The 23480-nt window shown below is 47.3% G+C and carries 21 protein-coding genes, 1 tRNA gene and 1 pseudogene; 17 read left to right on the top strand and 6 right to left on the bottom strand.

Going from position 1 to position 23480, the window contains the following annotated elements:
* Positions 1-83: 83 nt before the first annotated feature.
* Positions 84-1517, bottom strand: coding sequence for a serine-type D-Ala-D-Ala carboxypeptidase (gene dacB / locus A7Z06_RS05400; RefSeq protein WP_001212645.1), 1434 nt, complete (start codon positions 1515-1517; stop codon positions 84-86).
* 246 nt (positions 1518-1763) lie between these two features.
* On the opposite strand from dacB, the gene greA reads away from it, so the two are divergent.
* On the top strand, positions 1764-2240 hold the full coding sequence (gene greA, locus A7Z06_RS05395; protein WP_001148001.1) for a transcription elongation factor GreA: 477 nt from the start codon (positions 1764-1766) through the stop codon (positions 2238-2240).
* Positions 2241-2395: 155 nt separating this feature from the next.
* On the opposite strand, the gene yhbY is transcribed toward greA, so the two are convergent.
* The gene (gene yhbY / locus A7Z06_RS05390; protein WP_001054420.1) at positions 2396-2689 is read right to left on the bottom strand and encodes a ribosome assembly RNA-binding protein YhbY; all 294 of its coding nucleotides are present in this window, start codon (positions 2687-2689) and stop codon (positions 2396-2398) included.
* Between the two features lie 126 nt (positions 2690-2815).
* Between yhbY and rlmE the strand changes: the two genes are divergently transcribed.
* The 7 genes from rlmE to A7Z06_RS22385 all read left to right on the top strand — a co-directional run bounded on the left by rlmE (position 2816) and on the right by A7Z06_RS22385 (position 8713).
* Positions 2816-3445 carry a 23S rRNA (uridine(2552)-2'-O)-methyltransferase RlmE gene (gene rlmE / locus A7Z06_RS05385; protein WP_000145975.1) on the top strand — a complete coding sequence of 210 codons (630 nt, stop codon included), beginning with the start codon at positions 2816-2818 and terminating at the stop codon, positions 3443-3445.
* Positions 3446-3544: 99 nt separating this feature from the next.
* Positions 3545-5479: an ATP-dependent zinc metalloprotease FtsH gene (ftsH, locus tag A7Z06_RS05380; RefSeq protein WP_001107477.1), complete on the top strand. Its 1935-nt coding sequence runs from the start codon at positions 3545-3547 to the stop codon at positions 5477-5479.
* Positions 5480-5568: 89 nt separating this feature from the next.
* Positions 5569-6417 (top strand): dihydropteroate synthase, encoded by an 849-nt coding sequence (folP, locus tag A7Z06_RS05375; RefSeq protein ID WP_000764735.1) that lies wholly within the window; start codon positions 5569-5571, stop codon positions 6415-6417.
* Positions 6410-7747 carry a phosphoglucosamine mutase gene (glmM, locus tag A7Z06_RS05370; RefSeq protein ID WP_000071137.1) on the top strand — a complete coding sequence of 446 codons (1338 nt, stop codon included), beginning with the start codon at positions 6410-6412 and terminating at the stop codon, positions 7745-7747. Before folP ends, glmM begins: the two co-directional genes overlap by 8 nt.
* A 227-nt stretch (positions 7748-7974) precedes the next feature.
* Positions 7975-8307, top strand: coding sequence for a preprotein translocase subunit SecG (gene secG, locus A7Z06_RS05365; protein ID WP_001517162.1), 333 nt, complete (start codon positions 7975-7977; stop codon positions 8305-8307).
* A 13-nt stretch (positions 8308-8320) separates the two neighbouring features.
* Positions 8321-8407, top strand: a tRNA-Leu gene (locus A7Z06_RS05360).
* A gap of 207 nt (positions 8408-8614) precedes the next feature.
* Positions 8615-8713 carry a hypothetical protein gene (locus A7Z06_RS22385; RefSeq protein ID WP_432758338.1) on the top strand — a complete coding sequence of 33 codons (99 nt, stop codon included), beginning with the start codon at positions 8615-8617 and terminating at the stop codon, positions 8711-8713.
* Positions 8714-9048: 335 nt separating this feature from the next.
* Here the strand turns inward: A7Z06_RS22385 and A7Z06_RS22380 are convergent.
* The 3 genes and pseudogenes from A7Z06_RS22380 to nanC form a co-directional block, all read right to left on the bottom strand.
* Positions 9049-9396: pseudogene (locus tag A7Z06_RS22380) on the bottom strand (sialate O-acetylesterase); the annotation flags it as partial.
* Between the two features lie 296 nt (positions 9397-9692).
* Positions 9693-10799: an N-acetylneuraminate epimerase gene (locus tag A7Z06_RS05350; RefSeq protein ID WP_010346499.1), complete on the bottom strand. Its 1107-nt coding sequence runs from the start codon at positions 10797-10799 to the stop codon at positions 9693-9695.
* Between the two features lie 19 nt (positions 10800-10818).
* Complete coding sequence (nanC, locus tag A7Z06_RS05345; protein WP_016159471.1) at positions 10819-11535, bottom strand: N-acetylneuraminic acid outer membrane channel NanC; 717 nt, start codon at positions 11533-11535, stop codon at positions 10819-10821.
* Positions 11536-13015: 1480 nt separating this feature from the next.
* Between nanC and fimB the strand changes: the two genes are divergently transcribed.
* From fimB to fimH, 9 genes are all read left to right on the top strand, one after another.
* Positions 13016-13618, top strand: coding sequence for a type 1 fimbria switch DNA invertase FimB (gene fimB / locus A7Z06_RS05335; RefSeq protein WP_000790591.1), 603 nt, complete (start codon positions 13016-13018; stop codon positions 13616-13618).
* A 477-nt stretch (positions 13619-14095) separates the two neighbouring features.
* The gene (gene fimE, locus A7Z06_RS05330; RefSeq protein WP_000044716.1) at positions 14096-14692 is read left to right on the top strand and encodes a type 1 fimbria switch DNA invertase FimE; all 597 of its coding nucleotides are present in this window, start codon (positions 14096-14098) and stop codon (positions 14690-14692) included.
* A gap of 479 nt (positions 14693-15171) precedes the next feature.
* Positions 15172-15720, top strand: coding sequence for a type 1 fimbrial major subunit FimA (gene fimA, locus A7Z06_RS05325; RefSeq protein ID WP_000695569.1), 549 nt, complete (start codon positions 15172-15174; stop codon positions 15718-15720).
* A 65-nt stretch (positions 15721-15785) separates the two neighbouring features.
* Positions 15786-16325, top strand: coding sequence for a fimbrial protein (locus tag A7Z06_RS05320; RefSeq protein WP_077629697.1), 540 nt, complete (start codon positions 15786-15788; stop codon positions 16323-16325).
* Between the two features lie 36 nt (positions 16326-16361).
* Complete coding sequence (gene fimC, locus A7Z06_RS05315; RefSeq protein ID WP_000066541.1) at positions 16362-17087, top strand: type 1 fimbria chaperone FimC; 726 nt, start codon at positions 16362-16364, stop codon at positions 17085-17087.
* Positions 17088-17152: 65 nt separating this feature from the next.
* Entirely contained in the window at positions 17153-19789 is a 2637-nt protein-coding gene (fimD, locus tag A7Z06_RS05310) for a fimbrial usher FimD (RefSeq protein WP_000121029.1), read from the top strand.
* A gap of 9 nt (positions 19790-19798) precedes the next feature.
* Positions 19799-20329: a fimbrial protein gene (locus A7Z06_RS05305; protein ID WP_010346660.1), complete on the top strand. Its 531-nt coding sequence runs from the start codon at positions 19799-19801 to the stop codon at positions 20327-20329.
* A 72-nt stretch (positions 20330-20401) separates the two neighbouring features.
* Positions 20402-20845, top strand: a complete 444-nt coding sequence (locus A7Z06_RS05300) for a fimbrial protein (protein WP_370906309.1) — start codon at positions 20402-20404, stop codon at positions 20843-20845.
* A 19-nt stretch (positions 20846-20864) separates the two neighbouring features.
* Positions 20865-21767, top strand: coding sequence for a type 1 fimbria D-mannose specific adhesin FimH (fimH, locus tag A7Z06_RS05295; RefSeq protein WP_010346656.1), 903 nt, complete (start codon positions 20865-20867; stop codon positions 21765-21767).
* A 253-nt stretch (positions 21768-22020) separates the two neighbouring features.
* Here fimH and gntP read toward each other — a convergent pair whose 3' ends face one another.
* Positions 22021-23364: a gluconate permease GntP gene (gntP, locus tag A7Z06_RS05285; protein ID WP_000558251.1), complete on the bottom strand. Its 1344-nt coding sequence runs from the start codon at positions 23362-23364 to the stop codon at positions 22021-22023.
* Positions 23365-23480 lie beyond the last annotated feature (116 nt).

Here is a 23480-nt window from a genome sequence, read left to right as displayed (position 1 = left end):
ATGCGCTACGCTTATCAGGCATAAACAAAGCGCACTTTGTCAATAATCTGAAACCCCGACCATGCGCCGGGGTTTCTTTTTGACTAATTGTTCTGATAAATATCTTTATACAAGCGGCTTTCAAAGCGCACTAACGGAATACGGCGATTACGCTGATCCGCCGGTTCTACTGCATAGCCAGAAAGATATTGCACAAACGCCATTCGTTGCCCGCTCGCTGTGGTAATGAATCCCGCCAGGTTATATACCCCCTGCAACGAACCGGTTTTCGCTGAGACTTTGCCATCCACGCCCGCCTGATGCAGACCCGCACGGTACTGTAACGAGCCGTCATAACCCGCCAGCGGCAGCATAGAGATAAAGTTAAGCTCATTGTCATGTTGGGCGATATATTGCAGCACCTGCATCATGGTGGCAGGCGCAATCAGGTTATGGCGTGAAAGTCCCGAGCCGTCGGCAATAATCGTGTTGCCAATATCGACACCGGCTTGCTGACGCAGAATTTGGCGCACGGCGTCCGATCCGGCCCGCCATGTTCCAGGCACATTGAAGCGCGCATGGCCTATCATGCGGAAAACCGTATCGGCGATCATGTTGTCTGATTTTTTCAGCATAATCTTAAGCAGATCATGCAAAGGAGCCGATTGTTTACTGGCCACCACCGTTCCCGGTTCGTTAACCTGCGTTTGTCGCAGCAGTGTTCCGCTCCAGGTGATACCCGCTTGTTTTAACTCATCTTTCAGAATCGCCCCGGCATAGCTGGCACCATCTTGCACCGCAAAGGCTAACGGTAGAGGTTCGGAACGTTGTGGCAGGCATCCGGTCAGCGTAAAGCGGTTCAGGTCGCCTGGCACGACATCCAGCTCGCAGTATTGCGCTTCGGCAGAACCACGGGGGAGGGTGCGTACCTGGCTGAACATCGTAACGGGGTAATAAGATGCCACGCGTATAAAAGCCATATCACCGGGTTTTTGGGCGCTGTAGAGCGAGACGGAGAAGCAATTGCGGTCAACGATGGCAGCGGCGGGTGGTGCGCTAAAGCATTGTGTCATGTCATTCCATGGCCAGCCGGGAGCTTTATCATGGCTGGCAAAAATGGAGGTATCTATGAGTACATTACCATCGATTTGTGTGACACCAGATTTTTTCAGAGTCGCGACCATATTGCGAATATCCTGACGTTTTAACGTCGGATCGGCACCAAATCGCGCCACTAAATCGCCTTTAAGCACTCCGTTTTCCACATTACCTTTGGTTTCAAGCGTAGTGGTAAAACGAAAATCGGGGCCGAGTTGAATCAACGCAGCCAGCGCAGTGATTACTTTTTGCGTACTGGCGGGCAGCGCCATCTGCTGACTGTGGTAATCAATCGTGGGGGCAGACGCGCCGACTCTTTGCACCATCAGGGCAAGGTTGGCACCAGCGGGAAGTTGAGTAATGTACTCATCAACATTCGCAGCCTGAACACTGAACGCTATACAGCTGGTCAATCCGATGATAAATCTGGAAAATCGCATAATCTCGCGCTAACAACCTGGAATCGAGCCGTCATACTACGGCGCAACGCCCTATAAAGTAAACGATGACCCTTCGGGAACTTCAGGGTAAAATGATCATCAAAATGTGAATTGTAGCTGACCTGGAACCTGTTTCCGGGTCGGTATTTTTTTGCTTCTGGCCTGGTGAGGAGTTATGCCGGGCTGACCGAACAGCCGGGGTGGGTGGAGACTCGCCCCATCAGGAATATTCAAGAGGTATAACAAATGCAAGCTATTCCGATGACCTTACGCGGCGCTGAAAAATTACGCGAAGAGCTGGATTTTCTGAAATCTGTGCGCCGTCCTGAAATCATTGCTGCTATCGCGGAAGCGCGTGAACATGGCGACCTGAAAGAGAATGCTGAATATCACGCTGCGCGTGAACAGCAGGGCTTCTGCGAAGGCCGTATCAAAGACATCGAAGCCAAGCTGTCGAACGCGCAGGTGATTGATGTTACCAAAATGCCAAACAATGGCCGCGTTATTTTTGGTGCTACCGTAACGGTGTTGAATCTGGATTCTGATGAAGAACAGACTTATCGCATCGTAGGCGATGACGAAGCTGACTTTAAACAAAACCTGATTTCTGTAAACTCACCTATCGCTCGTGGCCTGATCGGTAAAGAAGAAGATGATGTTGTGGTCATCAAAACGCCAGGCGGCGAAGTAGAATTTGAAGTAATTAAGGTGGAATACCTGTAAGAATTACCCAATACTCAAAATGTTGATGTATTGTAAAGAAAGGAAAAAGGCCGCTATGCGGCCTTTTATCAACGAACAGAGCGTGGCATTTTGCTCTCCTGCCTGCGGAAAATCCCTCGTTTTACACAGAAAATGTGTGTAACTTTAGGATAATCTTAGCGTGGCAGCGAGATTTTACGTTCTTTAGTTGGGCGATAAAGCACCAGCGTTTTACCGATGACCTGTACATTACAGGCGCCGGTTTCGCGCACGATAGCTTCCACGATCAAGGTTTTAGTTTCGCGATCTTCTGTGGCGATTTTCACCTTGATGAGTTCATGGTGCTCTAACGCTTGTTCAATCTCGGCCAGCACCCCTTCGGTCAAACCATTACTGCCAAGCAGAACAACTGGCTTGAGCGGATGTGCCAGACCTTTCAGGTGTTGTTTTTGTTTAGTACTCAGATTCATCGTATTTTTTTGCTTACGTTGGGATTGAAAACGGGTCATTCTACCGCCATCTCCCATATATCACCAAATAGGCGCGTAAAAATTTACGCAATTGGTTACGATGAGTTATCCCAATGGGAAAGTTAAATGACAGGTAAGAAGCGTTCTGCCAGCTCCAGCCGCTGGCTTCAGGAACACTTTAGCGATAAATATGTTCAACAGGCACAGAAAAAGGGGTTACGTTCCCGTGCCTGGTTTAAACTTGATGAAATACAGCAAAGTGACAAACTCTTTAAACCGGGAATGACGGTTGTCGATCTTGGTGCTGCCCCGGGTGGTTGGTCACAATATGTGGTCACCCAAATTGGCGGCAAAGGCCGCATCATCGCTTGCGATCTTTTACCTATGGATCCTATCGTTGGTGTGGACTTTCTTCAGGGCGATTTTCGTGATGAACTGGTGATGAAAGCACTGCTGGAACGCGTAGGCGACAGCAAAGTCCAGGTTGTCATGTCCGATATGGCACCAAACATGAGCGGAACACCGGCGGTGGATATCCCCCGTGCCATGTATCTGGTGGAACTGGCGCTAGAAATGTGTCGTGATGTGTTAGCGCCGGGTGGCAGTTTTGTAGTGAAGGTGTTCCAGGGCGAAGGTTTCGATGAGTATCTAAGGGAAATTCGCTCCCTGTTTACGAAGGTCAAAGTTCGTAAGCCGGACTCTTCTCGTGCACGTTCGCGGGAAGTGTATATTGTAGCGACCGGGCGTAAACCCTAACCGGGAGATTTCAGACGAAAGTTTGAAAGATGCTGGATATAGAGTATCCTGACGCTGTTTTTAACACAGTTGTAATAAGAGGTTAATCCCTTGAGTGACATGGCGAAAAACCTAATACTCTGGCTGGTCATTGCCGTTGTGCTGATGTCAGTATTCCAGAGCTTTGGGCCCAGCGAGTCTAATGGCCGTAAGGTGGATTACTCTACCTTCCTACAAGAGGTCAATAACGACCAGGTTCGTGAAGCGCGTATCAACGGACGTGAAATCAACGTTACCAAGAAAGATAGTAACCGTTATACCACTTACATTCCGGTTCAGGATCCGAAACTACTGGATAACCTGCTGACCAAGAACGTCAAGGTTGTCGGTGAACCGCCTGAAGAGCCAAGCCTGCTGGCTTCTATCTTCATCTCATGGTTCCCGATGCTGTTACTGATTGGTGTCTGGATCTTCTTCATGCGTCAAATGCAGGGCGGCGGCGGTAAAGGCGCGATGTCGTTCGGTAAGAGCAAAGCGCGCATGTTGACGGAAGATCAGATCAAAACGACCTTTGCTGATGTTGCTGGTTGCGACGAAGCAAAAGAAGAAGTTGCCGAACTGGTTGAGTATCTGCGTGAGCCGAGCCGCTTCCAGAAACTGGGCGGTAAGATCCCGAAAGGCGTCCTGATGGTCGGCCCTCCGGGTACGGGTAAAACGCTGCTGGCGAAAGCCATTGCAGGTGAAGCGAAAGTTCCGTTCTTTACCATCTCCGGTTCTGACTTCGTAGAAATGTTCGTCGGTGTGGGTGCATCTCGTGTGCGTGACATGTTCGAACAGGCTAAGAAAGCGGCACCGTGCATCATCTTCATCGATGAAATCGACGCCGTAGGTCGCCAGCGTGGCGCTGGTCTGGGTGGTGGTCATGATGAGCGTGAACAGACCCTGAACCAGATGCTGGTTGAGATGGATGGCTTCGAAGGTAACGAAGGTATCATCGTTATCGCCGCGACTAACCGTCCGGACGTTCTCGACCCGGCACTGCTGCGTCCTGGTCGTTTCGACCGTCAGGTTGTGGTTGGTCTGCCAGATGTCCGTGGGCGTGAGCAGATCCTGAAAGTGCATATGCGTCGCGTACCGTTGGCGCCAGATGTTGATGCGGCAATTATTGCTCGTGGCACACCAGGCTTCTCCGGTGCAGACCTGGCGAACCTGGTGAACGAAGCGGCACTGTTTGCGGCACGTGGCAACAAACGCGTTGTATCAATGGTTGAATTCGAAAAAGCGAAAGACAAAATCATGATGGGTGCGGAACGTCGCTCCATGGTGATGACGGAAGCGCAGAAAGAATCGACTGCTTACCACGAAGCTGGCCACGCGATTATTGGTCGTCTGGTGCCGGAACACGATCCGGTGCACAAAGTAACGATTATCCCGCGCGGTCGCGCGTTGGGTGTGACCTTCTTCCTGCCTGAAGGCGACGCAATCAGCGCCAGCCGACAGAAACTGGAAAGTCAGATTAGTACCCTGTACGGCGGTCGTCTGGCAGAAGAGATCATCTACGGACCAGAACATGTTTCTACCGGTGCGTCGAACGATATTAAAGTTGCGACTAACCTGGCGCGTAACATGGTGACCCAGTGGGGCTTCTCTGAAAAACTCGGTCCGCTGCTGTATGCGGAAGAAGAAGGTGAAGTTTTCCTCGGTCGTAGCGTGGCGAAAGCAAAACATATGTCCGATGAAACCGCGCGTATCATCGACCAGGAAGTGAAGTCACTGATTGAACGTAACTATAATCGTGCGCGTCAGTTGTTGAACGACAACCTGGATATTCTTCATGCGATGAAAGATGCACTCATGAAATATGAGACCATCGACGCACCGCAGATTGATGACTTGATGGCTCGTCGCGATGTACGCCCGCCTGCAGGTTGGGATGAGTCGGGAGCATCTAACAATTCTGACAATAATGGCACTCCAAAGGCGCCGCGTCCGGTTGATGAACCACGTACGCCAAATCCGGGTAACACCATGTCAGAGCAGTTAGGCGACAAGTAAGTTCCCGCATCAGATGACTGTATTTGTACCGAAAACCCCGGGGCGTGCTCCGGGGTTTTTTCTTATCAATTTATACCAGGGATAACACCATGAAACTCTTTGCCCAGGGCACTTCACTGGATCTTAGCCATCCTCACGTGATGGGGATACTCAACGTCACGCCAGATTCTTTTTCTGATGGTGGTACGCATAACTCTCTGATTGATGCAGTGAAACATGCGAATCTGATGATCAACGCTGGCGCGACGATTATCGACGTTGGTGGAGAGTCTACGCGTCCAGGTGCAGCGGAAGTGAGTGTTGAAGAAGAGTTGCAACGTGTTATTCCGGTGGTTGAGGCAATTGCGCAACGATTCGAAGTCTGGATCTCTGTGGATACCTCCAAACCGGAAGTTATCCGTGAGTCGGCGAAAGTGGGCGCTCACATCATTAACGATATCCGCTCCCTTTCCGAACCTGGCGCTCTGGAAGCGGCTGCGGAAACTGGTTTACCCGTATGCCTGATGCATATGCAGGGAAATCCAAAGACCATGCAGGAAGCGCCTAAGTATGACGATGTTTATGCTGAAGTGAATCGCTACTTTATTGAGCAAATAGCACGCTGTGAACGGGCGGGTATCGCAAAAGAGAAATTGTTGCTCGACCCGGGATTCGGTTTCGGTAAAAATCTCCACCATAACTATTCATTATTGGCGCGTCTGGCTGAATTTCACCATTTCAACCTGCCGCTGTTGGTGGGTATGTCACGAAAATCGATGATTGGACAACTGCTGAACGTGGGGCCGTCCGAACGCCTGAGCGGTAGTCTGGCCTGTGCAGTTATTGCTGCGATGCAGGGCGCACACATCATTCGTGTTCATGACGTCAAAGAAACCGTAGAAGCGATGCGAGTGGTGGAAGCCACTCTGTCTGCAAAGGAAAACAAACGCTATGAGTAATCGTAAATATTTCGGGACCGATGGGATCCGTGGTCGTGTTGGGGATGCGCCGATCACCCCTGATTTTGTGCTGAAGCTGGGCTGGGCAGCAGGTAAAGTGCTGGCGCGTCATGGTTCCCGTAAGATCATTATTGGTAAAGACACGCGTATTTCTGGCTATATGCTGGAGTCGGCGCTGGAAGCGGGTTTGGCGGCAGCGGGACTTTCCGCACTTTTTACCGGCCCGATGCCAACACCGGCAGTGGCTTATCTGACGCGTACCTTCCGCGCAGAGGCCGGGATTGTGATTTCCGCATCGCATAACCCGTTCTACGATAATGGCATTAAATTCTTCTCTATCGACGGCACCAAACTGCCGGATGCGGTAGAAGAGGCCATCGAAGCTGAAATGGAAAAAGAGATTAGCTGCGTTGATTCGGCAGAACTGGGTAAAGCCAGCCGTATCGTTGATGCTGCGGGTCGCTATATCGAATTTTGCAAAGCCACGTTCCCGAACGAACTTAGCCTCAGTGAACTGAAGATTGTGGTGGATTGCGCAAATGGCGCGACTTATCACATCGCGCCAAACGTGCTGCGCGAGTTGGGAGCGAACGTTATCGCCATCGGTTGTGAGCCGAACGGCGTAAACATCAATGCCGAAGTGGGGGCAACTGATGTTCGTGCGCTACAGGCACGCGTATTGGCTGAAAAAGCAGATCTCGGCATTGCCTTTGACGGCGACGGCGACCGCGTGATTATGGTTGACCATGAAGGCAATAAAGTCGATGGCGATCAGATCATGTATATCATCGCGCGTGAAGGTCTTCGTCAGGGGCAGCTGCGTGGTGGCGCGGTGGGTACATTAATGAGCAACATGGGGCTGGAACTGGCGCTGAAACAGTTAGGCATTCCATTTGCACGTGCGAAAGTGGGCGACCGCTACGTACTGGAAAAAATGCAGGAAAAAGGCTGGCGTATCGGTGCAGAGAACTCCGGTCATGTGATCCTGCTGGATAAAACCACTACCGGTGACGGCATCGTTGCTGGTTTGCAGGTGCTGGCGGCGATGGCGCGTAACCATATGAGCCTGCACGACCTTTGCAGTGGCATGAAAATGTTCCCGCAGATTCTGGTTAACGTGCGTTATACCGCAGGCAGCGGCGATCCGCTGGAGCATGAGTCTGTTAAAGCCGTGACCGCCGAAGTTGAAGCGGCGCTGGGTAGCCGTGGGCGTGTGCTGTTGCGTAAATCCGGCACTGAGCCGTTAATTCGCGTGATGGTCGAAGGTGAAGACGAAGCGCAGGTCACCGAGTTTGCTCACCGTATCGCTGATGCGGTAAAAGCGGTTTAATGCGATAACTAACTGGCTAAAAAGGCGGCGATTGTCGCCTTTGTTTTTCTTATGCACATCTATTTTGCTGTTTTTTTCCGCAGTTGATACAATGCAATAAAATTGCCCTTGCGAAGGTCATTCGCTTTGGTTAGTATTTACACCCGCTTCAGTGGGAAAGATTAAATTCTCCCGCTTTATTGGTTGAAGCATTGGTACGCGGCAACTCCGCAAGGAACAGGTTGATTATGTACGAAGCTCTTTTAGTAGTTTTCCTTATTGTAGCAATTGGCCTTGTTGGTCTGATCATGCTGCAGCAAGGTAAAGGCGCTGATATGGGAGCCTCCTTCGGAGCAGGCGCTTCCGCTACGCTGTTTGGTTCAAGTGGTTCTGGCAACTTCATGACCCGTATGACGGCTGTGCTGGCAACGTTGTTCTTCATCATCAGTCTGGTGCTGGGTAACATCAACAGCAACAAAACCAATAAAGGTAGCGAATGGGAAAATCTGAGTGCTCCGGCGAAAACCGAACAAACTCAGCCAGCTGCTCCGGCTAAGCCGACCAGCGATATCCCGAACTAAGAATAGTATCTGTGCTGAGGTGGTGGAATTGGTAGACACGCTACCTTGAGGTGGTAGTGCCCTAACGGGCTTGTGGGTTCGAGTCCCATCCTCAGTACCAATATTCCAAAAGAAAGACGCTGAAAAGCGTCTTTTTTTGTATCTGTTGCCCGTCTGAATAGCGTTAAACAAAGTTTTCTGCATCATTATTTTCTACAAGCGCAATCGCCCTATGTTGCATAGGTTGTGATTACATAATCGTTGTAGATACCGTTTGAAGAGGCTGAAGATTACCAACAGAGTCCAGAGCATTGATGGATGCGCATAAATCAAATTTGTGAGTGCTCACTTTTCCTGCCAAAACCGCAAAATAACGTCAGCAAATTTGTCGGAAATAATCCCCCGACGGGCTGCCGAGCTAAAATGACTGCTTCGTAGCGCCGTTGTCCAGTTTTCTGGCGTTCGGTACGCTGAACCGTAATATCCCGTGATTAAATCGTCCGGATCTTCATCAGGCTCGTTCGTTAGCCCTCGTTCGTCTTGTTGCTGGAAGCCGACAAAAATAATATTGGTTAAGGCATTCTTTTTGTAATTGCCATAAATAGTTTCGTACGCATGAGGATAATTTTCTTTCCAGTACCAGGTGGTATCGCCGCAGAACCACGGAGCAGCGGAAGTGTTAGTATTCAGAAGCTGAGAACTGTACTGCTTTAAATCCTTACGAAAGGCCTCAAGCATATTATTAAAATATTGAGGGTGTAACGCGTAGTCACTCGTCATTAAATCAAATTCGCCCTGCATCCAGCATACGCCGAGGAATTTATTCTGCGGATTCTTCGCCAGTGCAGCTCGCGTTCTGTTAACTAAATCCTGATACAGCGGAGTATCTGTTCCCCAACGACATGCATCATGGCTGGCTCCGTGCTGTTCTGAATATGTTCCTTCGCAGCCTGCGGTAAAAGCCGATCCGCCACGGCAACAAGGAACGATGAGAACGCCAGCATTATCAGGAATGAAGGGCAATAATTTCCGCGCAATATGCAGTGCCTGTCCAACTGTACCGTATTGTGTTTGATGATCCGTTGCCAGAGGATGGTGATAATCCCGCATATCCTGAATATCGTGTGGGCAGTGAGTCAGTGGAATAATGTCATTAAATTGACATGACGAGCCACCGGGATGCGTCTGTGTAAATCTTGCCAGTTGTTTTATTCTGGGGTGAGGCGCATCTTCACTGTCTGGTAACGGGAGTCCTTCGCCATATGCCATGGCATTAGATTGTCCGGCAACGGTAAGAACATAGTAATAATCGGGCGATATTATCGTGTTCATATATATGCGTAATTGAAATGACAACGGGTGATGAGCCATTGAGCGCAGGGCTCCTTTGCTGGAGCCCTGAAAAGTTAGTTTTGCACAGTAACTTTATTATCTTTCACAGAGAGCAACACTGAATCCGCCACAGCTTTGCCGCCCGTAGTTTCACCGCCAATAATCAATAAATTATTATTCCAGGGCAATGATACTCCGTAGGCCCGACCTTGCGACAGTTCGCCAGATTTCTCCCATTTCCCGTTATGCCAAAGATGAATATCGGCGCTATACGATTTTTTCAGACCTTCATGCGCATAGTTTTTACCGTTCTGGTAATTTTCTCGTGAACCTTTGAATCCGGCTCCCCCGGCAAATATAAGAGAGTCATTGCTAATACCTGCAAAACCGCCAGCTACGCCATCTGGGGAGGAGACGGGAGAAAGTTTATTCCATTTTATGCCATTGCCGGTGAAATTAAGCTCAAATACAGCATCAGTTCGCAGTCCTGGTTTTGCTTCGCCATTAATAAGCCAGGTTTTATCACCTTTATTTACTACCGCTGCACCAGCCGTACCATACCAGGGGGATTCGCCAGTGTAACTCCATTGCTGTGTAGAGGGATCAAAAGACAACAGGAACTTATTGAAGAAATAATCTTCTGCTTTTTTGTCAAAATAGTGGGTGTTGATTTTATCTATAGCCGCTGAATCTTTTCCTGCCTCCTTGAGATCTTCAAAATAGCCATTAAAGATATTTTGGTTAACGCCGCCAGTAATATAGGCTTTGCCGTTGTGTACAAAGGTCACATGACCTGCCATGCCCATCGGTGCGTGCGACATTAATTTAACCCAGGTATTGGTTTTGGGATTATATTTGTGTACGTCGTTGAATACCTGAGTTAACCCCTCACTGTTTTTACCAACACCGCCAAATACATACAAATTACCATCAATAAAGGCAGAGGTTGCTTGATCTCTCGGGCCAGCGGGGAATTCCGCCAGAGCTATCCATTTTTTATCTTTGGCTTGCGTATCCAGCTTGTACCATGCCGTACCTGCGCTACCTAAACCAATGTAGACAGTGTCGTTATCAATTACACCAGTACCACTTTTAAATGGCACAGGAGTTTCTGGTAATACCGACGCGTTTGCGGCACATGAAGCCATCATGATAGCAAGTGCCGTTATTGTTTTATTCATTGTGACTGTCTCCTGTCTACTACAGTTTAAATGACACACCAATGCGATAACTGTTTTCCGATAAATTATCTCTACCGTTGTAAACACCCTGACGGTCAAGGTAGTCATATTCTATGTATGGCGTAATATCGGGCGTCATATGGTATTGTAGAACAAATGCATTTTCCGTCGCCCATTTCTTATGGTTTGCATAGCGATAATCGTTTTGTTTGCTGTACAGCGTCGTTTGCCATGCGAAGGTGAAATCACTATTAATATTGTAAGTGACATATCCATCCCAACGATGAACGTTATCACGAGACATATCACCAGATAAGTCTTGTTGTCGGTAAGCTTTCCAGTCGTAACGATAGCGAATGCCAAAATTGAGATCTTTTGTCGCATCCCATGACAGTTTTACGTAAGGTCCATAGCGTGTGCCATTGCTGCTAAAATGGGTTAACATTCCTGGGCGCACGGTCCATTGATCATCAAGTTTAATCGCGTAATTAACTTCAACCTGAACATCATTTAATGCGGCATTTTCCTTTTTATTATCATGAATGGTATTCCAGGTATTACTTTCCATACTTGCCCACCATCCATTTTTCCACCCCTCACTGACTTTGAGTCGAGTTTCATAGGCATGGCTTCCACTACGATATCCACCACGCACATCCAGTGTTGCAGCCTGAGAAATTAATGGTGACGAAAAGCAGAGTAATAATACGCCAGAAAGTATTTTAGCCTTTTTCATAAATTTCACTCATTTGTAGAATACAGAAAGTAATACGAAGTCCGAATAAACAAATAGCATTTATGTTATGTGCTCTTTTTTGCCAGGCTTATAGCGTCATTGGCCACGGATAATTATGTTTTATTTTTTGTATAATGCCTCCTATGAGAAATTGCTTTCCACATAATTTAAGATAAACCGAGATCTGGATTAAATACCTGAGTATTAAATCTATTCTGATGTTTATTTGATTTTAGTGTTCGTAAGCTATTTCACTTACTAAATCCATTTTTAGCCAGTGTCATAAAATGGATTGTTTGTTGATCTCATTTTCATACTCCTTTCAGACTGAAGTGCTCTTTCATCACCCGATAAGAGAGGACGCCAGGGATGTTTGTATTAGATTGCGATATGAGTCGTCTTATTTATCTCTTGCGTGTACCTTTATACCTGTTATACCAGATCAAAAATCACACAATCCATACAACAAAACCAGATTTGCAATTCGCGTCACAAAATATGTCGATATTTTTCGAAGGTAAAGATGTTATGTAAGGCCAGATGGTCATTGTCGACTGCCTTCATGAAACTGAAGTTTTGTTATTAACTAATTGTTTATAATGTATTTTTAATGATTTTCGGCAGTACCGGGTTTACACGCTAACTCCTCAGGTATGGTGAAAATGAGTGTTTATCCGCTATCAGATTGACAATAATTCTCATCATAAAATATGTTTTAACGTTCTGAGACTAAGGGCAACCTGGTATGTAGTAGAGGAGTTTCTGATCCTGTCCAGGGCTGGCTCGTTGATGTTCAGCACACTTCAGGATGGGGGGGAATCGGTTATTTGCCGTATCGCCAGTAAATAGTAGTGAGTAAGAAAAGATTAAGTTGAAGTAACCACACCATATTTAACACGAATGTAGATGAAAAAAGGTGCGTGCAGACTTCCCCCCATATCTTTGGACAATACACGGTCTGGAAAGGAATATAACAATCTCACTGCATGAATTTACAAACCAAAGGGTAATAATGGCTAGGGAACTAAGCATTAGCATGATAATAGCCACTTAAAAATTAAGGAATCTCATGAAATAGCAATTTTGAGGGAAATGGAGTTGACTAATAATGTTATATGTGAGATAGCGCGTTGAACAAAAAATTAAATTTTGCTGAATTTTTTTATGTTGATTTTACTTGTTACAGAACATATCACGTGATATATAGATAAGATTAGTTACATTGATGATGAGGGTTATTATTAGATTCGTATCAGATTGAAAATATATAAAAGAACATAGCATGCAAGAGCATAGCGTTGTATGGCAAAGTTATTATAAGTAGCTATCGCCATTCTATTTAAGTTCATTCAAAAGAGCTAGTCCACTTGCGTTAGTCATTAAGCAAACATTCGCTTTTATAAACATAATCAGGATTACAATGTTGGATTATTGCTAACCCAGCACAGCTAGTGCGCGTCTGTAATAATAAGGGAAAACGATGAAGAATAAGGCTGATAACAAAAAAAGGAACTTCCTGACCCACAGTGAAATCGAGTCACTCCTTAAAGCAGCAAATACCGGGCCTCATGCTGCACGCAATTATTGTCTGACTTTGCTTTGTTTTATTCATGGCTTTCGGGCGAGTGAAATTTGCCGATTGAGAATTTCGGATATTGATCTGAAGGCAAAGTGCATATATATCCATCGATTAAAAAAAGGCTTTTCAACAACGCACCCGCTATTGAACAAAGAAGTTCAGGCTTTAAAAAACTGGTTGAGTACGCGTACTTCTTATCCACATGCTGAGAGTGAGTGGGTATTTTTATCACGCAAAGGGAATCCACTTTCTCGTCAACAGTTTTACCATATTATCTCGACTTCAGGTGGTAATGCCGGGTTATCACTGGAGATTCATCCGCACATGTTACGCCATTCGTGTGGTTTTGCTTTGGCGAATATGGGAATAGATACACGACTTATCCAGGATTATCTTGGGCATCGTAATATTCGTCACACCGTCTGGTATACCGCCAGCAATGCAGGGCGTTTTTACGGCATCTGGGACAGACCCAGAGGTCGACAGCGTCACGCTGTTTTATAAAGATGGATGAGATACCAGGGATGGTGTTAAAACCTACATTATTCTTACGATATATCAATAATAATTAACCATTTATTAATTGATGTTATTGTTGGTGTAATTCTTAATTATCATAATAAACATTAGCTTAACCATACCCATACAAAATACAATGGTTTATTTTATTCGAAATAAACAAACAAAAGCATTCATAAATTTACATATCACTTAGATCCTTCTCTTTCTGCACTTTTTTCTTTATTTTTTAAGCAACTGGGAGTTAATCAGGTGCTATCTATTGTTATATTGAATTAAATCAATGAAAATAGATGTTGTCACATCAGTGATATTTTATTTTTGTATGATGTTTAATGTAATTGACTGATAACCACATAACTTTATGTGTGATTATCTTTTTATCTATTGGGCTAATTTTGACCGTTTGAGGTTTCCTATAGGTATTCATTCAAATATATCTCAGTCAGGAGTACTACTATTGTGAGTAAACGTCGTTATCTTACCGGTAAAGAAGTTCAGGCAATGATGCAAGCGGTTTGCTATGGGGCAACGGGAGCCAGAGATTATTGTCTTATTCTATTGGCATATCGGCATGGGATGCGTATTAGTGAGCTGCTTGATTTGCATTATCAAGATCTTGACCTTAATGAAGGTCGAATAAATATTCGACGGCTGAAGAACGGATTTTCTACAGTTCACCCATTACGTTTTGATGAGCGTGAAGCTGTAGAACGCTGGACCCAGGAACGTGCTAACTGGAAAGGCGCTGAGCAGACCGACGCCATATTTATTTCCCGTCGTGGAAGTCGACTTTCTCGTCAGCAGGCCTATCGCATCATTCGTGATGCCGGTATTGAAGCTGGAACCGTGACGCAGACTCACCCTCATATGTTAAGACATGCTTGCGGTTATGAACTGGCGGAGCGTGGTGCTGATACCCGTTTAATTCAGGATTATCTGGGGCATCGAAATATTCGCCATACTGTGCGTTATACCGCCAGTAATGCAGCACGTTTTGCCGGATTATGGGAAAGAAATAATCTTATAAACGAAAAATTAAAAAGAGAAGAGGTTTAATATAACTTGTTGATAATAAAATGAAAAAATAAAGAAATACAAGACAATTGGGGCCAAACTGTCCATATCATAAAAAAGTTTCGTGTTTTTTCTCAAGCATAAAAATATCAAAAAACGACAAAAACAAACTAACTGTTTGATATGTAAACCATTTATCTTGTAAATTAATTTCACATCACCTCCGCTTTACGTAAAGATAACGTTTCTGTGTCTCGAAGCAACTTCCTCATTCTTCTCTCCAAAAACCACCTCATTCAATATAAAAATCTATAAATAAAACTAATACCAGAATATAAAGCCAACAAATAAACTGAAAAAGTTCGTGCGCGATGCTTTCCTCTATGAGTCAAAATGGCCCCAAATGTTTCATTTTTTGGGGGGAAACTGTGCAGTGTTGGCAGTCAAACTCGTTTCCAAAACAAAGTGTACAGAACGACTGCCCATATTGATTTATACGTAGATTTAAAAAGGAAAGCAGCATGAAAATTAAAACTCTGGCAATCGTTGTTCTGTCGGCTCTGTCCCTCAGTTCCACAGCGGCTTTGGCCGCTGCTACGACGGTAAATGGTGGGACAGTTCACTTTAAAGGGGAAGTTGTTAACGCCGCTTGTGCGGTTGATGCAGGCTCTGTTGATCAAACTGTTCAGTTAGGTCAAGTGCGTACCGCTTCGTTGGCACAAGAAGGTGCAACCAGTTCTGCTGTCGGTTTTAACATTCAGCTGAATGATTGCGATACCACTGTTGCAGACAAAGCAGCCATTGCCTTCCTTGGCACAGCAATTGATGGAAATCATACCAACGTACTGGCTCTGCAGAGTTCAGCTGCGGGCAGCGCAACAAATGTTGGTGTACAGATCCTGGACAGAACGGGTACTGCGCTGGCGCTGGACGGTGCGACATTTAGTGCACAAACAACCCTGAATAACGGTACCAACACCATTCCGTTCCAGGCGCGTTATTTTGCAACCGGTGCTGCAACCCCTGGTGCTGCTAATGCGGATGCGACCTTCAAGGTTCAGTATCAATAACCTACTCAGGTTTAGGGACGTCATTATGGGCAAGGATGCCCACTCCTTGTGCGATAAGAATAATGATGAAAAGGACGAGATTATTTCTAGTAGCGTTGTTGCTGCCGATGTTTGCTCTGGCCGGAAATAAATGGAACACCACGTTGCCCGGCGGAAATATGCAATTTCAGGGCGTCATTATTGCGGAAACTTGCCGGATTGAGGCCGGTGATAAACAAATGACGGTCAATATGGGGCAAATCAGCAGTAACCGGTTTCATGCGGTAGGGGAAGATAGCGCACCGGTGCCTTTTGTTATTCATTTACGGGAATGTAGCACGGTGGTGAGTGAACGTGTGGGCGTGGCTTTTCACGGTGTCGCGGATGGTAAAAATCCGGATGTGCTTTCTGTGGGAGAGGGGCCAGGGATAGCCACCAATATTGGTGTAGCGTTGTTTGATGATGAAGGAAACCTCGTACCGATTAATCGTCCTCCTGTGAACTGGAAACGGCTTTACTCTGGCTCTACTTCGCTACATTTCATCGCCAAATATCGTGCTACCGGGCGTCGGGTTACTGGCGGCATCGCCAATGCCCAGGCCTGGTTCTCTTTAACCTATCAGTAATTGTTCAGCAGACAATGTGATAACAGGAACAGGACAGTGAGTAATAAAAACGTCAATGTAAGGAAATCGCAGGAAATAACATTCTGCTTACTGGCAGGTATCCTGTTGATCATGGCAATGATGGTTGCCGGACGCGCTGAAGCGGGAGTGGCCTTAGGTGCGACACGTGTAATTTATCCTGCAGGGCAAAAACAAGTGCAACTTGCCGTGACAAATAATGATGAGAATAGCACCTATTTAATTCAATCATGGGTAGAAAATGCCGATGGTGTAAAGGATGGTCGTTTTATCGTGACGCCACCTCTGTTTGCGATGAAGGGAAAAAAAGAGAATACCTTGCGTATTCTTGATGCAACAAATAACCAATTGCCACAGGATCGGGAAAGTTTATTCTGGATGAACGTTAAAGCGATTCCATCAATGGATAAATCAAAATTGACTGAGAATACGCTACAGCTCGCAATTATCAGCCGCATTAAACTGTACTATCGTCCGGCTAAATTAGCGTTGCCACCCGATCAGGCCGCAGAAAAATTAAGATTTCGTCGTAGCGCGAATTCTCTGATGCTGATTAACCCGACACCCTATTACCTGACGGTAACAGAGTTGAATGCCGGAACCCGGGTTCTTGAAAATGCCTTGGTGCCTCCAATGGGCGAAAGCACGGTTAAATTGCCTCCTGATGCAGGAAGCAATATTACTTACCGAACAATAAATGATTATGGCGCACTTACCCCAAAAATGACGGGCGTAATGGAATAACGCAGGGGGAATTTTTCGCCTGAATAAAAAGAATTGACTGCCGGGTAATTTTAACCGGAGGAATAATGTCATATCTGAATTTAAGACTTTACCAGCGAAACACACAATGCTTACATATTCGTAAGCCTCGTCTGGCTGGTTTTTTTGTCCGACTCTCTGTTGCCTGTGCTTTTGTCGCACAGGCACCTTTTTCATCTGCCGAACTCTATTTTAATCCGCGTTTTTTAGCGGATGATCCCCAGGCTGTGGCTGATTTATCGCGTTTTGAAAATGGGCAAGAATTACCGCCGGGGACGTATCGCGTCGATATCTATTTGAATAATGGTTATATGGCGACGCGTGACGTCACGTTTAATACGGGTGACAGTGAACAAGGGATTGTCCCTTGCCTGACTCGCGCTCAACTCGCCAGTATGGGGCTGAATACAGCTTCTGTCTCCGGTATGAACCTGCTGGCGGATGATGCCTGCGTGCCATTAACCACAATGATCCATGACGCTACTGCGCATTTAGATGTTGGTCAGCAGCGACTCAACCTGACGATCCCTCAGGCATTTATGAGTAATCGCGCGCGTGGTTATATTCCTCCTGAGTTATGGGATCCCGGTATTAATGCCGGATTGCTCAATTATAATTTCAGCGGAAATAGTGTGCAGAATCGGATTGGGGGTAACAGCCATTATGCATATTTAAACCTACAGAGTGGGTTAAATATTGGTGCATGGCGTTTACGCGACAATACCACCTGGAGTTATAACAGTAGCGACAGTTCATCAGGTAGCAAAAATAAATGGCAGCATATCAATACCTGGCTTGAGCGAGACATCATTCCGTTACGTTCCCGGCTGACGCTGGGTGATGGTTATACCCAGGGCGATATTTTCGATGGTATTAACTTTCGCGGCGCACAATTGGCCTCAGATGACAATATGTTACCCGATAGCCAAAGAGGATTTGCCCCGGTGATCCACGGTATTGCGCGTGGTACTGCACAGGTCACTATTAAACAAAATGGGTATGACATTTATAATAGTACGGTGCCACCGGGGCCTTTTACCATCAACGATATCTATGCCGCAGGTAATAGTGGTGACTTGCAGGTAACGATTAAAGAGGCTGACGGTAGCACGCAGATCTTTACCGTACCCTATTCGTCAGTCCCGCTTTTGCAACGTGAAGGGCATACACGTTATTCCATTACGGCAGGAGAATACCGTAGTGGAAATGCGCAACAGGAAAAACCCCGCTTTTTCCAGAGTACATTACTCCACGGCCTTCCGGCTGGCTGGACAATATATGGTGGAACGCAACTGGCGGATCGTTATCGTGCTTTTAATTTCGGTATCGGGAAAAACATGGGGGCACTGGGCGCTCTGTCCGTGGATATGACGCAGGCTAATGCCACACTTCCCGATGAAAGTCAGCATGACGGACAATCGGTGCGTTTTCTCTATAACAAATCGCTCAATGAGTCAGGCACGAATATTCAGTTAGTGGGTTACCGCTATTCGACCAGCGGATATTTTAATTTCGCTGATACAACATACAGCCGAATGAATGGCTACAACATTGAAACGCAGGATGGTGTTATTCAGGTTAAGCCGAAATTCACCGACTATTACAACCTCGCTTATAACAAACGCGGGAAATTACAGCTCACTGTTACTCAGCAACTCGGGCGCACATCAACACTGTATTTGAGTGGTAGCCATCAAACTTATTGGGGAACAAGTAATGTCGATGAGCAATTCCAGGCTGGATTAAATACTGCGTTCGAAGATATTAACTGGACGCTCAGCTATAGCCTGACGAAAAACGCCTGGCAAAAAGGACGGGATCAGATGTTAGCTCTTAACGTCAACATTCCTTTCAGCCACTGGCTGCGTTCTGACAGTAAATCTCAGTGGCGATATGCCAGTGCCAGCTACAGCATGTCGCACGATCTCAACGGTCGGATGACCAATCTGGCAGGTGTATACGGTACGTTGCTGGAAGACAACAACCTCAGCTATAGCGTGCAAACCGGCTATGCCGGGGGAGGCGATGGTAATAGCGGAAGTACAGGCTACGCCACGCTGAATTATCGCGGTGGCTACGGCAATGCCAACATCGGTTACAGCCATAACGATGATATTAAGCAGTTCTATTACGGAGTCAGCGGTGGGGTATTGGCTCATGCCAATGGCATAACGCTGGGGCAGCCGTTAAACGATACGGTGGTGCTTGTTAAAGCGCCTGGCGCAAAAGATGCAAAAGTCGAAAACCAGACGGGGGTGCGTACCGACTGGCGCGGTTATGCCGTGCTGCCTTATGCCACTGAATATCGCGAAAATAGAGTGGCGCTGGATACTAATACCCTGGCTGATAACGTCGATTTAGATAACGCGGTCGCTAACGTTGTTCCCACCCGTGGGGCAATTGTGCGAGCAGAGTTTAAAGCGCGCGTTGGAATAAAACTGCTCATGACGCTAACCCACAATAATAAGCCGCTGCCGTTTGGGGCGATGGTCACATCAGAGAGCAGCCAGAGTAGCGGCATTGTTGCGGATAATGGCCAGGTTTATCTCAGCGGAATGCCTTTAGCGGGAAAAGTTCAGGTGAAATGGGGAGAAGGGAAGAATGCTCACTGTGTCGCCAATTATCAACTGCCACCAGAGAGTCAGCAGCAGTTATTAACTCAGCTATCAGCTGAATGTCGTTAAGGGGGCGTGATGAAAAGCAAACCTTTTTATCTTCTCTGCGTTTTTTTGTCGCTGGTTGTCAGTCACGCCAGAGCCGCAGATAGCACAATTACTATTCGCGGCTATGTCAGGGATAACGGCTGTAGTGTGGCAGCTGAATCAACCAATTTTACCGTTGATCTGATGGAAAACGCGGCGAAGCAATTTAGCAACATTGGGGCGACGACTCCAGCCGTTCCTTTTCGTATTTTGCTGTCACCCTGTGGTAATGCCGTTTCCGCCGTAAAGGTTGGGTTTACCGGTGTTTCAGATAGCCACAATGCCAACCTGCTTGCACTTGAAAATACGGTGTCAGCGGCCGCAGGGCTGGGAATACAGCTTCTGAATGAGCAACAAAATCAGATACCCCTTAATGCCCCATCGTCCGCGATTTCGTGGACGACCCTGACGCCGGGTAAACCAAATACGCTGAATTTTTACGCCCGGCTAATGGCGACACAGGTGCCTGTCACTGCGGGGCATATCAATGCCACGGCAACCTTTACTCTTGAATATCAGTAACTGGAGATGCTCATGAAATGGCGCAAACGTGGGTATTTATTGGCGGCAATGTTGGCGCTCGCAAGTGCGACGATACAGGCAGCCGATGTCACCATCACGGTGAACGGTAAGGTCGTCGCCAAACCGTGCACAGTTTCCACCACCAATGCCACGGTAGATCTCGGCGATCTTTATTCTTTTAGCCTGATATCTGCCGGAGCGGCATCGGCCTGGCATGATGTTGCGCTTGAGTTGACTAATTGTCCGGTGGGAACGTCCAGGGTCACCGCCAGCTTCAGCGGGGCAGCCGACAGTACCGGATATTATAAAAACCAGGGGACCGCGCAAAACATCCAGTTAGAGCTACAGGATGACAGTGGCAACACATTGAATACTGGCGCAACCAAAACAGTTCAGGTGGATGATTCCTCACAATCAGCGCACTTCCCGTTACAGGTCAGAGCATTGACGGTAAATGGCGGAGCCACTCAGGGAACCATTCAGGCAGTGATTAGCATCACCTATACCTACAGCTGAACCCGAAGAGATGATTGTAATGAAACGAGTTATTACCCTGTTTGCTGTACTGCTGATGGGCTGGTCGGTAAATGCCTGGTCATTCGCCTGTAAAACCGCCAATGGTACAGCTATCCCTATTGGCGGTGGCAGCGCCAATGTTTATGTAAATCTTGCGCCCGCCGTGAATGTGGGGCAAAACCTGGTCGTGGATCTTTCGACGCAGATCTTTTGCCATAACGATTACCCGGAAACCATTACAGACTATGTCACACTGCAACGAGGTTCAGCTTATGGCGGTGTGTTATCTAATTTTTCCGGAACCGTAAAATATAATGGCAGTAGCTATCCCTTCCCGACCACCAGCGAAACGCCGCGCATTGTTTATAATTCGAGAACGGATAAGCCCTGGCCGGTGGCGCTTTATCTGACGCCGGTCAGCAGTGCGGGTGGCGTTGCGATTAAGGCAGGCTCATTAATTGCAGTGCTTATTTTGCGACAGACCAACAACTATAACAGCGATGATTTCCAGTTCGTCTGGAATATTTACGCCAATAATGATGTGGTGGTGCCCACTGGCGGCTGTGATGTTTCCGCTCGTGATGTCACCGTTACACTGCCGGACTACCCTGGTTCAGTGCCGATTCCTCTTACCGTTTATTGTGCGAAAAGCCAAAACCTGGGGTATTACCTTTCAGGCACAACAGCAGATGCGGGCAACTCGATTTTCACCAATACCGCGTCGTTTTCGCCAGCACAGGGAGTCGGCGTACAGTTGACGCGCAACGGAACGATTATTCCAGCGAATAGCACTGTGTCATTAGGGGCAGTAGGGACTTCGGCGGTAAATCTGGGATTAACGGCAAATTACGCACGTACTGGAGGGCAGGTGACTGCAGGTAATGTGCAGTCGATTATTGGTGTTACTTTTGTTTATCAATAAAGAAATCACAGGGCTTGCTAATGCTGGTACGTAATATTACGTGATGCGCCAGGCTACCTACAAAACCTGCACGTTAGCCCTTTGTAGGCCAGATAAGACGCGCCAGCGTCGCATCTGGCATAAACAAAGCGCACTTTGCTGGTCTGTTCCCCTCACCCTAACCCTCTCCCCGGAGGGGCGAGGGGACTGTCTGGGCACATTTTTAGACTTTGTCATCAGTCAGAGCCTGCCATTGGCAGGCTCTGGTGTTCTTTTACGCTACCATGCTAATAATCAACACAATAATCAGCCCAACCACGGAGTTGACCAGTTCCAGCAGACCCCAGGTTTTTAACGTGTCTTTTACCGACAGGTCAAAATAACCCTTAAACAACCAGAAAGATGCATCGTTAATGTGGGTGAGGGTGTTGGAACCCGCAGCCGTCGCCAGCACCAGCAGCGCCGGATTCACGCCAACCAGTTGACCGGTTGCCGGATCAAGGATTGCAGCACTGATAATCCCGGCGGCAGTCATCGCCGAAACCACACCCTGACCGGTCGCCAGACGAATCAGTACGGTGATCAGCCACGCCATGATGTAGGGCGAGATATTGCCGTGGGACATCAACATGCCGATGGTGTCACCAATGCCGGTGTCGATGATGGTCTGCTTCAGCACGCCACCCGCACCGATGATCAGAATCACCATTGCAATACTCTTCACCGCGCTTTCAAAAGCGTTCATCACCCACTGCATATCGTGCCCGCGCGCGGTGCCAAAGAGTACGAACGCAACAACCATCGCAATAAACATTGCAATCGGCGAGGAACCGATAAAGTTAACCACTTCCCAGGCAGGGGTATCTTTTACCAGCCAGATATTGGCGATGGTGGTGGAGATCATAATGATCGCCGGGATCAGCGGCACCAGAATCGAAACGCCGAAAGAAGGCAGATTGTTCATATCTACCGGTTGATCTGCTTTCAGAAATGACGGCGTTGGGCGTTCCAGATTACCGAGGAACTTCGGCAGGATCAGGCCAGCGCAGATTACACTTGGGATCGTCACCAGTACGCCATAGATATAAACCATCCCCATATCCGCGCCATAAGCATTTACCAGCGCCACCGGACCCGGCTGCGGCGGGAACAGTGAATGTGCGGTGGTGGCAGCCGCTACTGCCGGAATAGCCAGTTTCAGGAACGGGATTTTAGCTTCGGCTGCAATCACGATCACCAGCGGTGCCAACATGATAAAGGCCACTTCATAGAACATCGCCAGACCGAAAATCAAGCCGATGATAATCACCGATAGCTGTACATAGCGCAGACCGAGACGTGCCAGCAGCGTATGCGCTATCTGGTGAGCCGCGCCAGAGTCGACCATCAATTTACCGATGACCGCACCGAATACCACGATGATCGCCAGTTCCCCCAGCGTGTTGCCGAAGCCCGCTTTCATGGTGTGAAGCAGCGACATCAAATCCATGCCCGCCAGCATCCCGACGGACAGCGCCGCCACTAGCAAAGCCACCATTGAATTGATTTTGAACTTCAAATTCAGTACCAGCATCAGGCCAATGCCGAATACCACCCAGAGAATGTTAAGCACATGCATAACGTTTTACCTTACCTGGTTGAACCGTTGTTATTTTGGGCGACATGTTATGCAAATTGGTCAACCATTGTTGCGATGAATATCACATACCCTGATCAATAACCGTTGTTTACCCT

Origin of the sequence: Escherichia sp. MOD1-EC6819 (assembly GCF_002965765.1) — a bacterium.
GTDB classification, from domain to species: Bacteria; Pseudomonadota; Gammaproteobacteria; order Enterobacterales; family Enterobacteriaceae; genus Escherichia; species Escherichia ruysiae.
This window is presented reverse-complemented; position numbering and strand designations above follow the sequence as displayed.

Coding starts and splice junctions, on each gene's coding strand:
- A7Z06_RS05350 (WP_010346499.1), bottom strand. CDS start 10,799: ATGAATAAAACAATAACGGCACTTGCTATCATGATGGCTTCATGTGCC.
- fimD (WP_000121029.1), top strand. CDS start 17,153: ATGTCATATCTGAATTTAAGACTTTACCAGCGAAACACACAATGCTTA.
- fimA (WP_000695569.1), top strand. CDS start 15,172: ATGAAAATTAAAACTCTGGCAATCGTTGTTCTGTCGGCTCTGTCCCTC.
- nanC (WP_016159471.1), bottom strand. CDS start 11,535: ATGAAAAAGGCTAAAATACTTTCTGGCGTATTATTACTCTGCTTTTCG.
- greA (WP_001148001.1), top strand. CDS start 1,764: ATGCAAGCTATTCCGATGACCTTACGCGGCGCTGAAAAATTACGCGAA.
- A7Z06_RS05305 (WP_010346660.1), top strand. CDS start 19,799: ATGAAAAGCAAACCTTTTTATCTTCTCTGCGTTTTTTTGTCGCTGGTT.
- glmM (WP_000071137.1), top strand. CDS start 6,410: ATGAGTAATCGTAAATATTTCGGGACCGATGGGATCCGTGGTCGTGTT.
- gntP (WP_000558251.1), bottom strand. CDS start 23,364: ATGCATGTGCTTAACATTCTCTGGGTGGTATTCGGCATTGGCCTGATG.
- dacB (WP_001212645.1), bottom strand. CDS start 1,517: ATGCGATTTTCCAGATTTATCATCGGATTGACCAGCTGTATAGCGTTC.
- secG (WP_001517162.1), top strand. CDS start 7,975: ATGTACGAAGCTCTTTTAGTAGTTTTCCTTATTGTAGCAATTGGCCTT.
- ftsH (WP_001107477.1), top strand. CDS start 3,545: ATGGCGAAAAACCTAATACTCTGGCTGGTCATTGCCGTTGTGCTGATG.
- folP (WP_000764735.1), top strand. CDS start 5,569: ATGAAACTCTTTGCCCAGGGCACTTCACTGGATCTTAGCCATCCTCAC.
- A7Z06_RS05320 (WP_077629697.1), top strand. CDS start 15,786: ATGAAAAGGACGAGATTATTTCTAGTAGCGTTGTTGCTGCCGATGTTT.
- rlmE (WP_000145975.1), top strand. CDS start 2,816: ATGACAGGTAAGAAGCGTTCTGCCAGCTCCAGCCGCTGGCTTCAGGAA.
- fimB (WP_000790591.1), top strand. CDS start 13,016: ATGAAGAATAAGGCTGATAACAAAAAAAGGAACTTCCTGACCCACAGT.
- yhbY (WP_001054420.1), bottom strand. CDS start 2,689: ATGAATCTGAGTACTAAACAAAAACAACACCTGAAAGGTCTGGCACAT.
- fimH (WP_010346656.1), top strand. CDS start 20,865: ATGAAACGAGTTATTACCCTGTTTGCTGTACTGCTGATGGGCTGGTCG.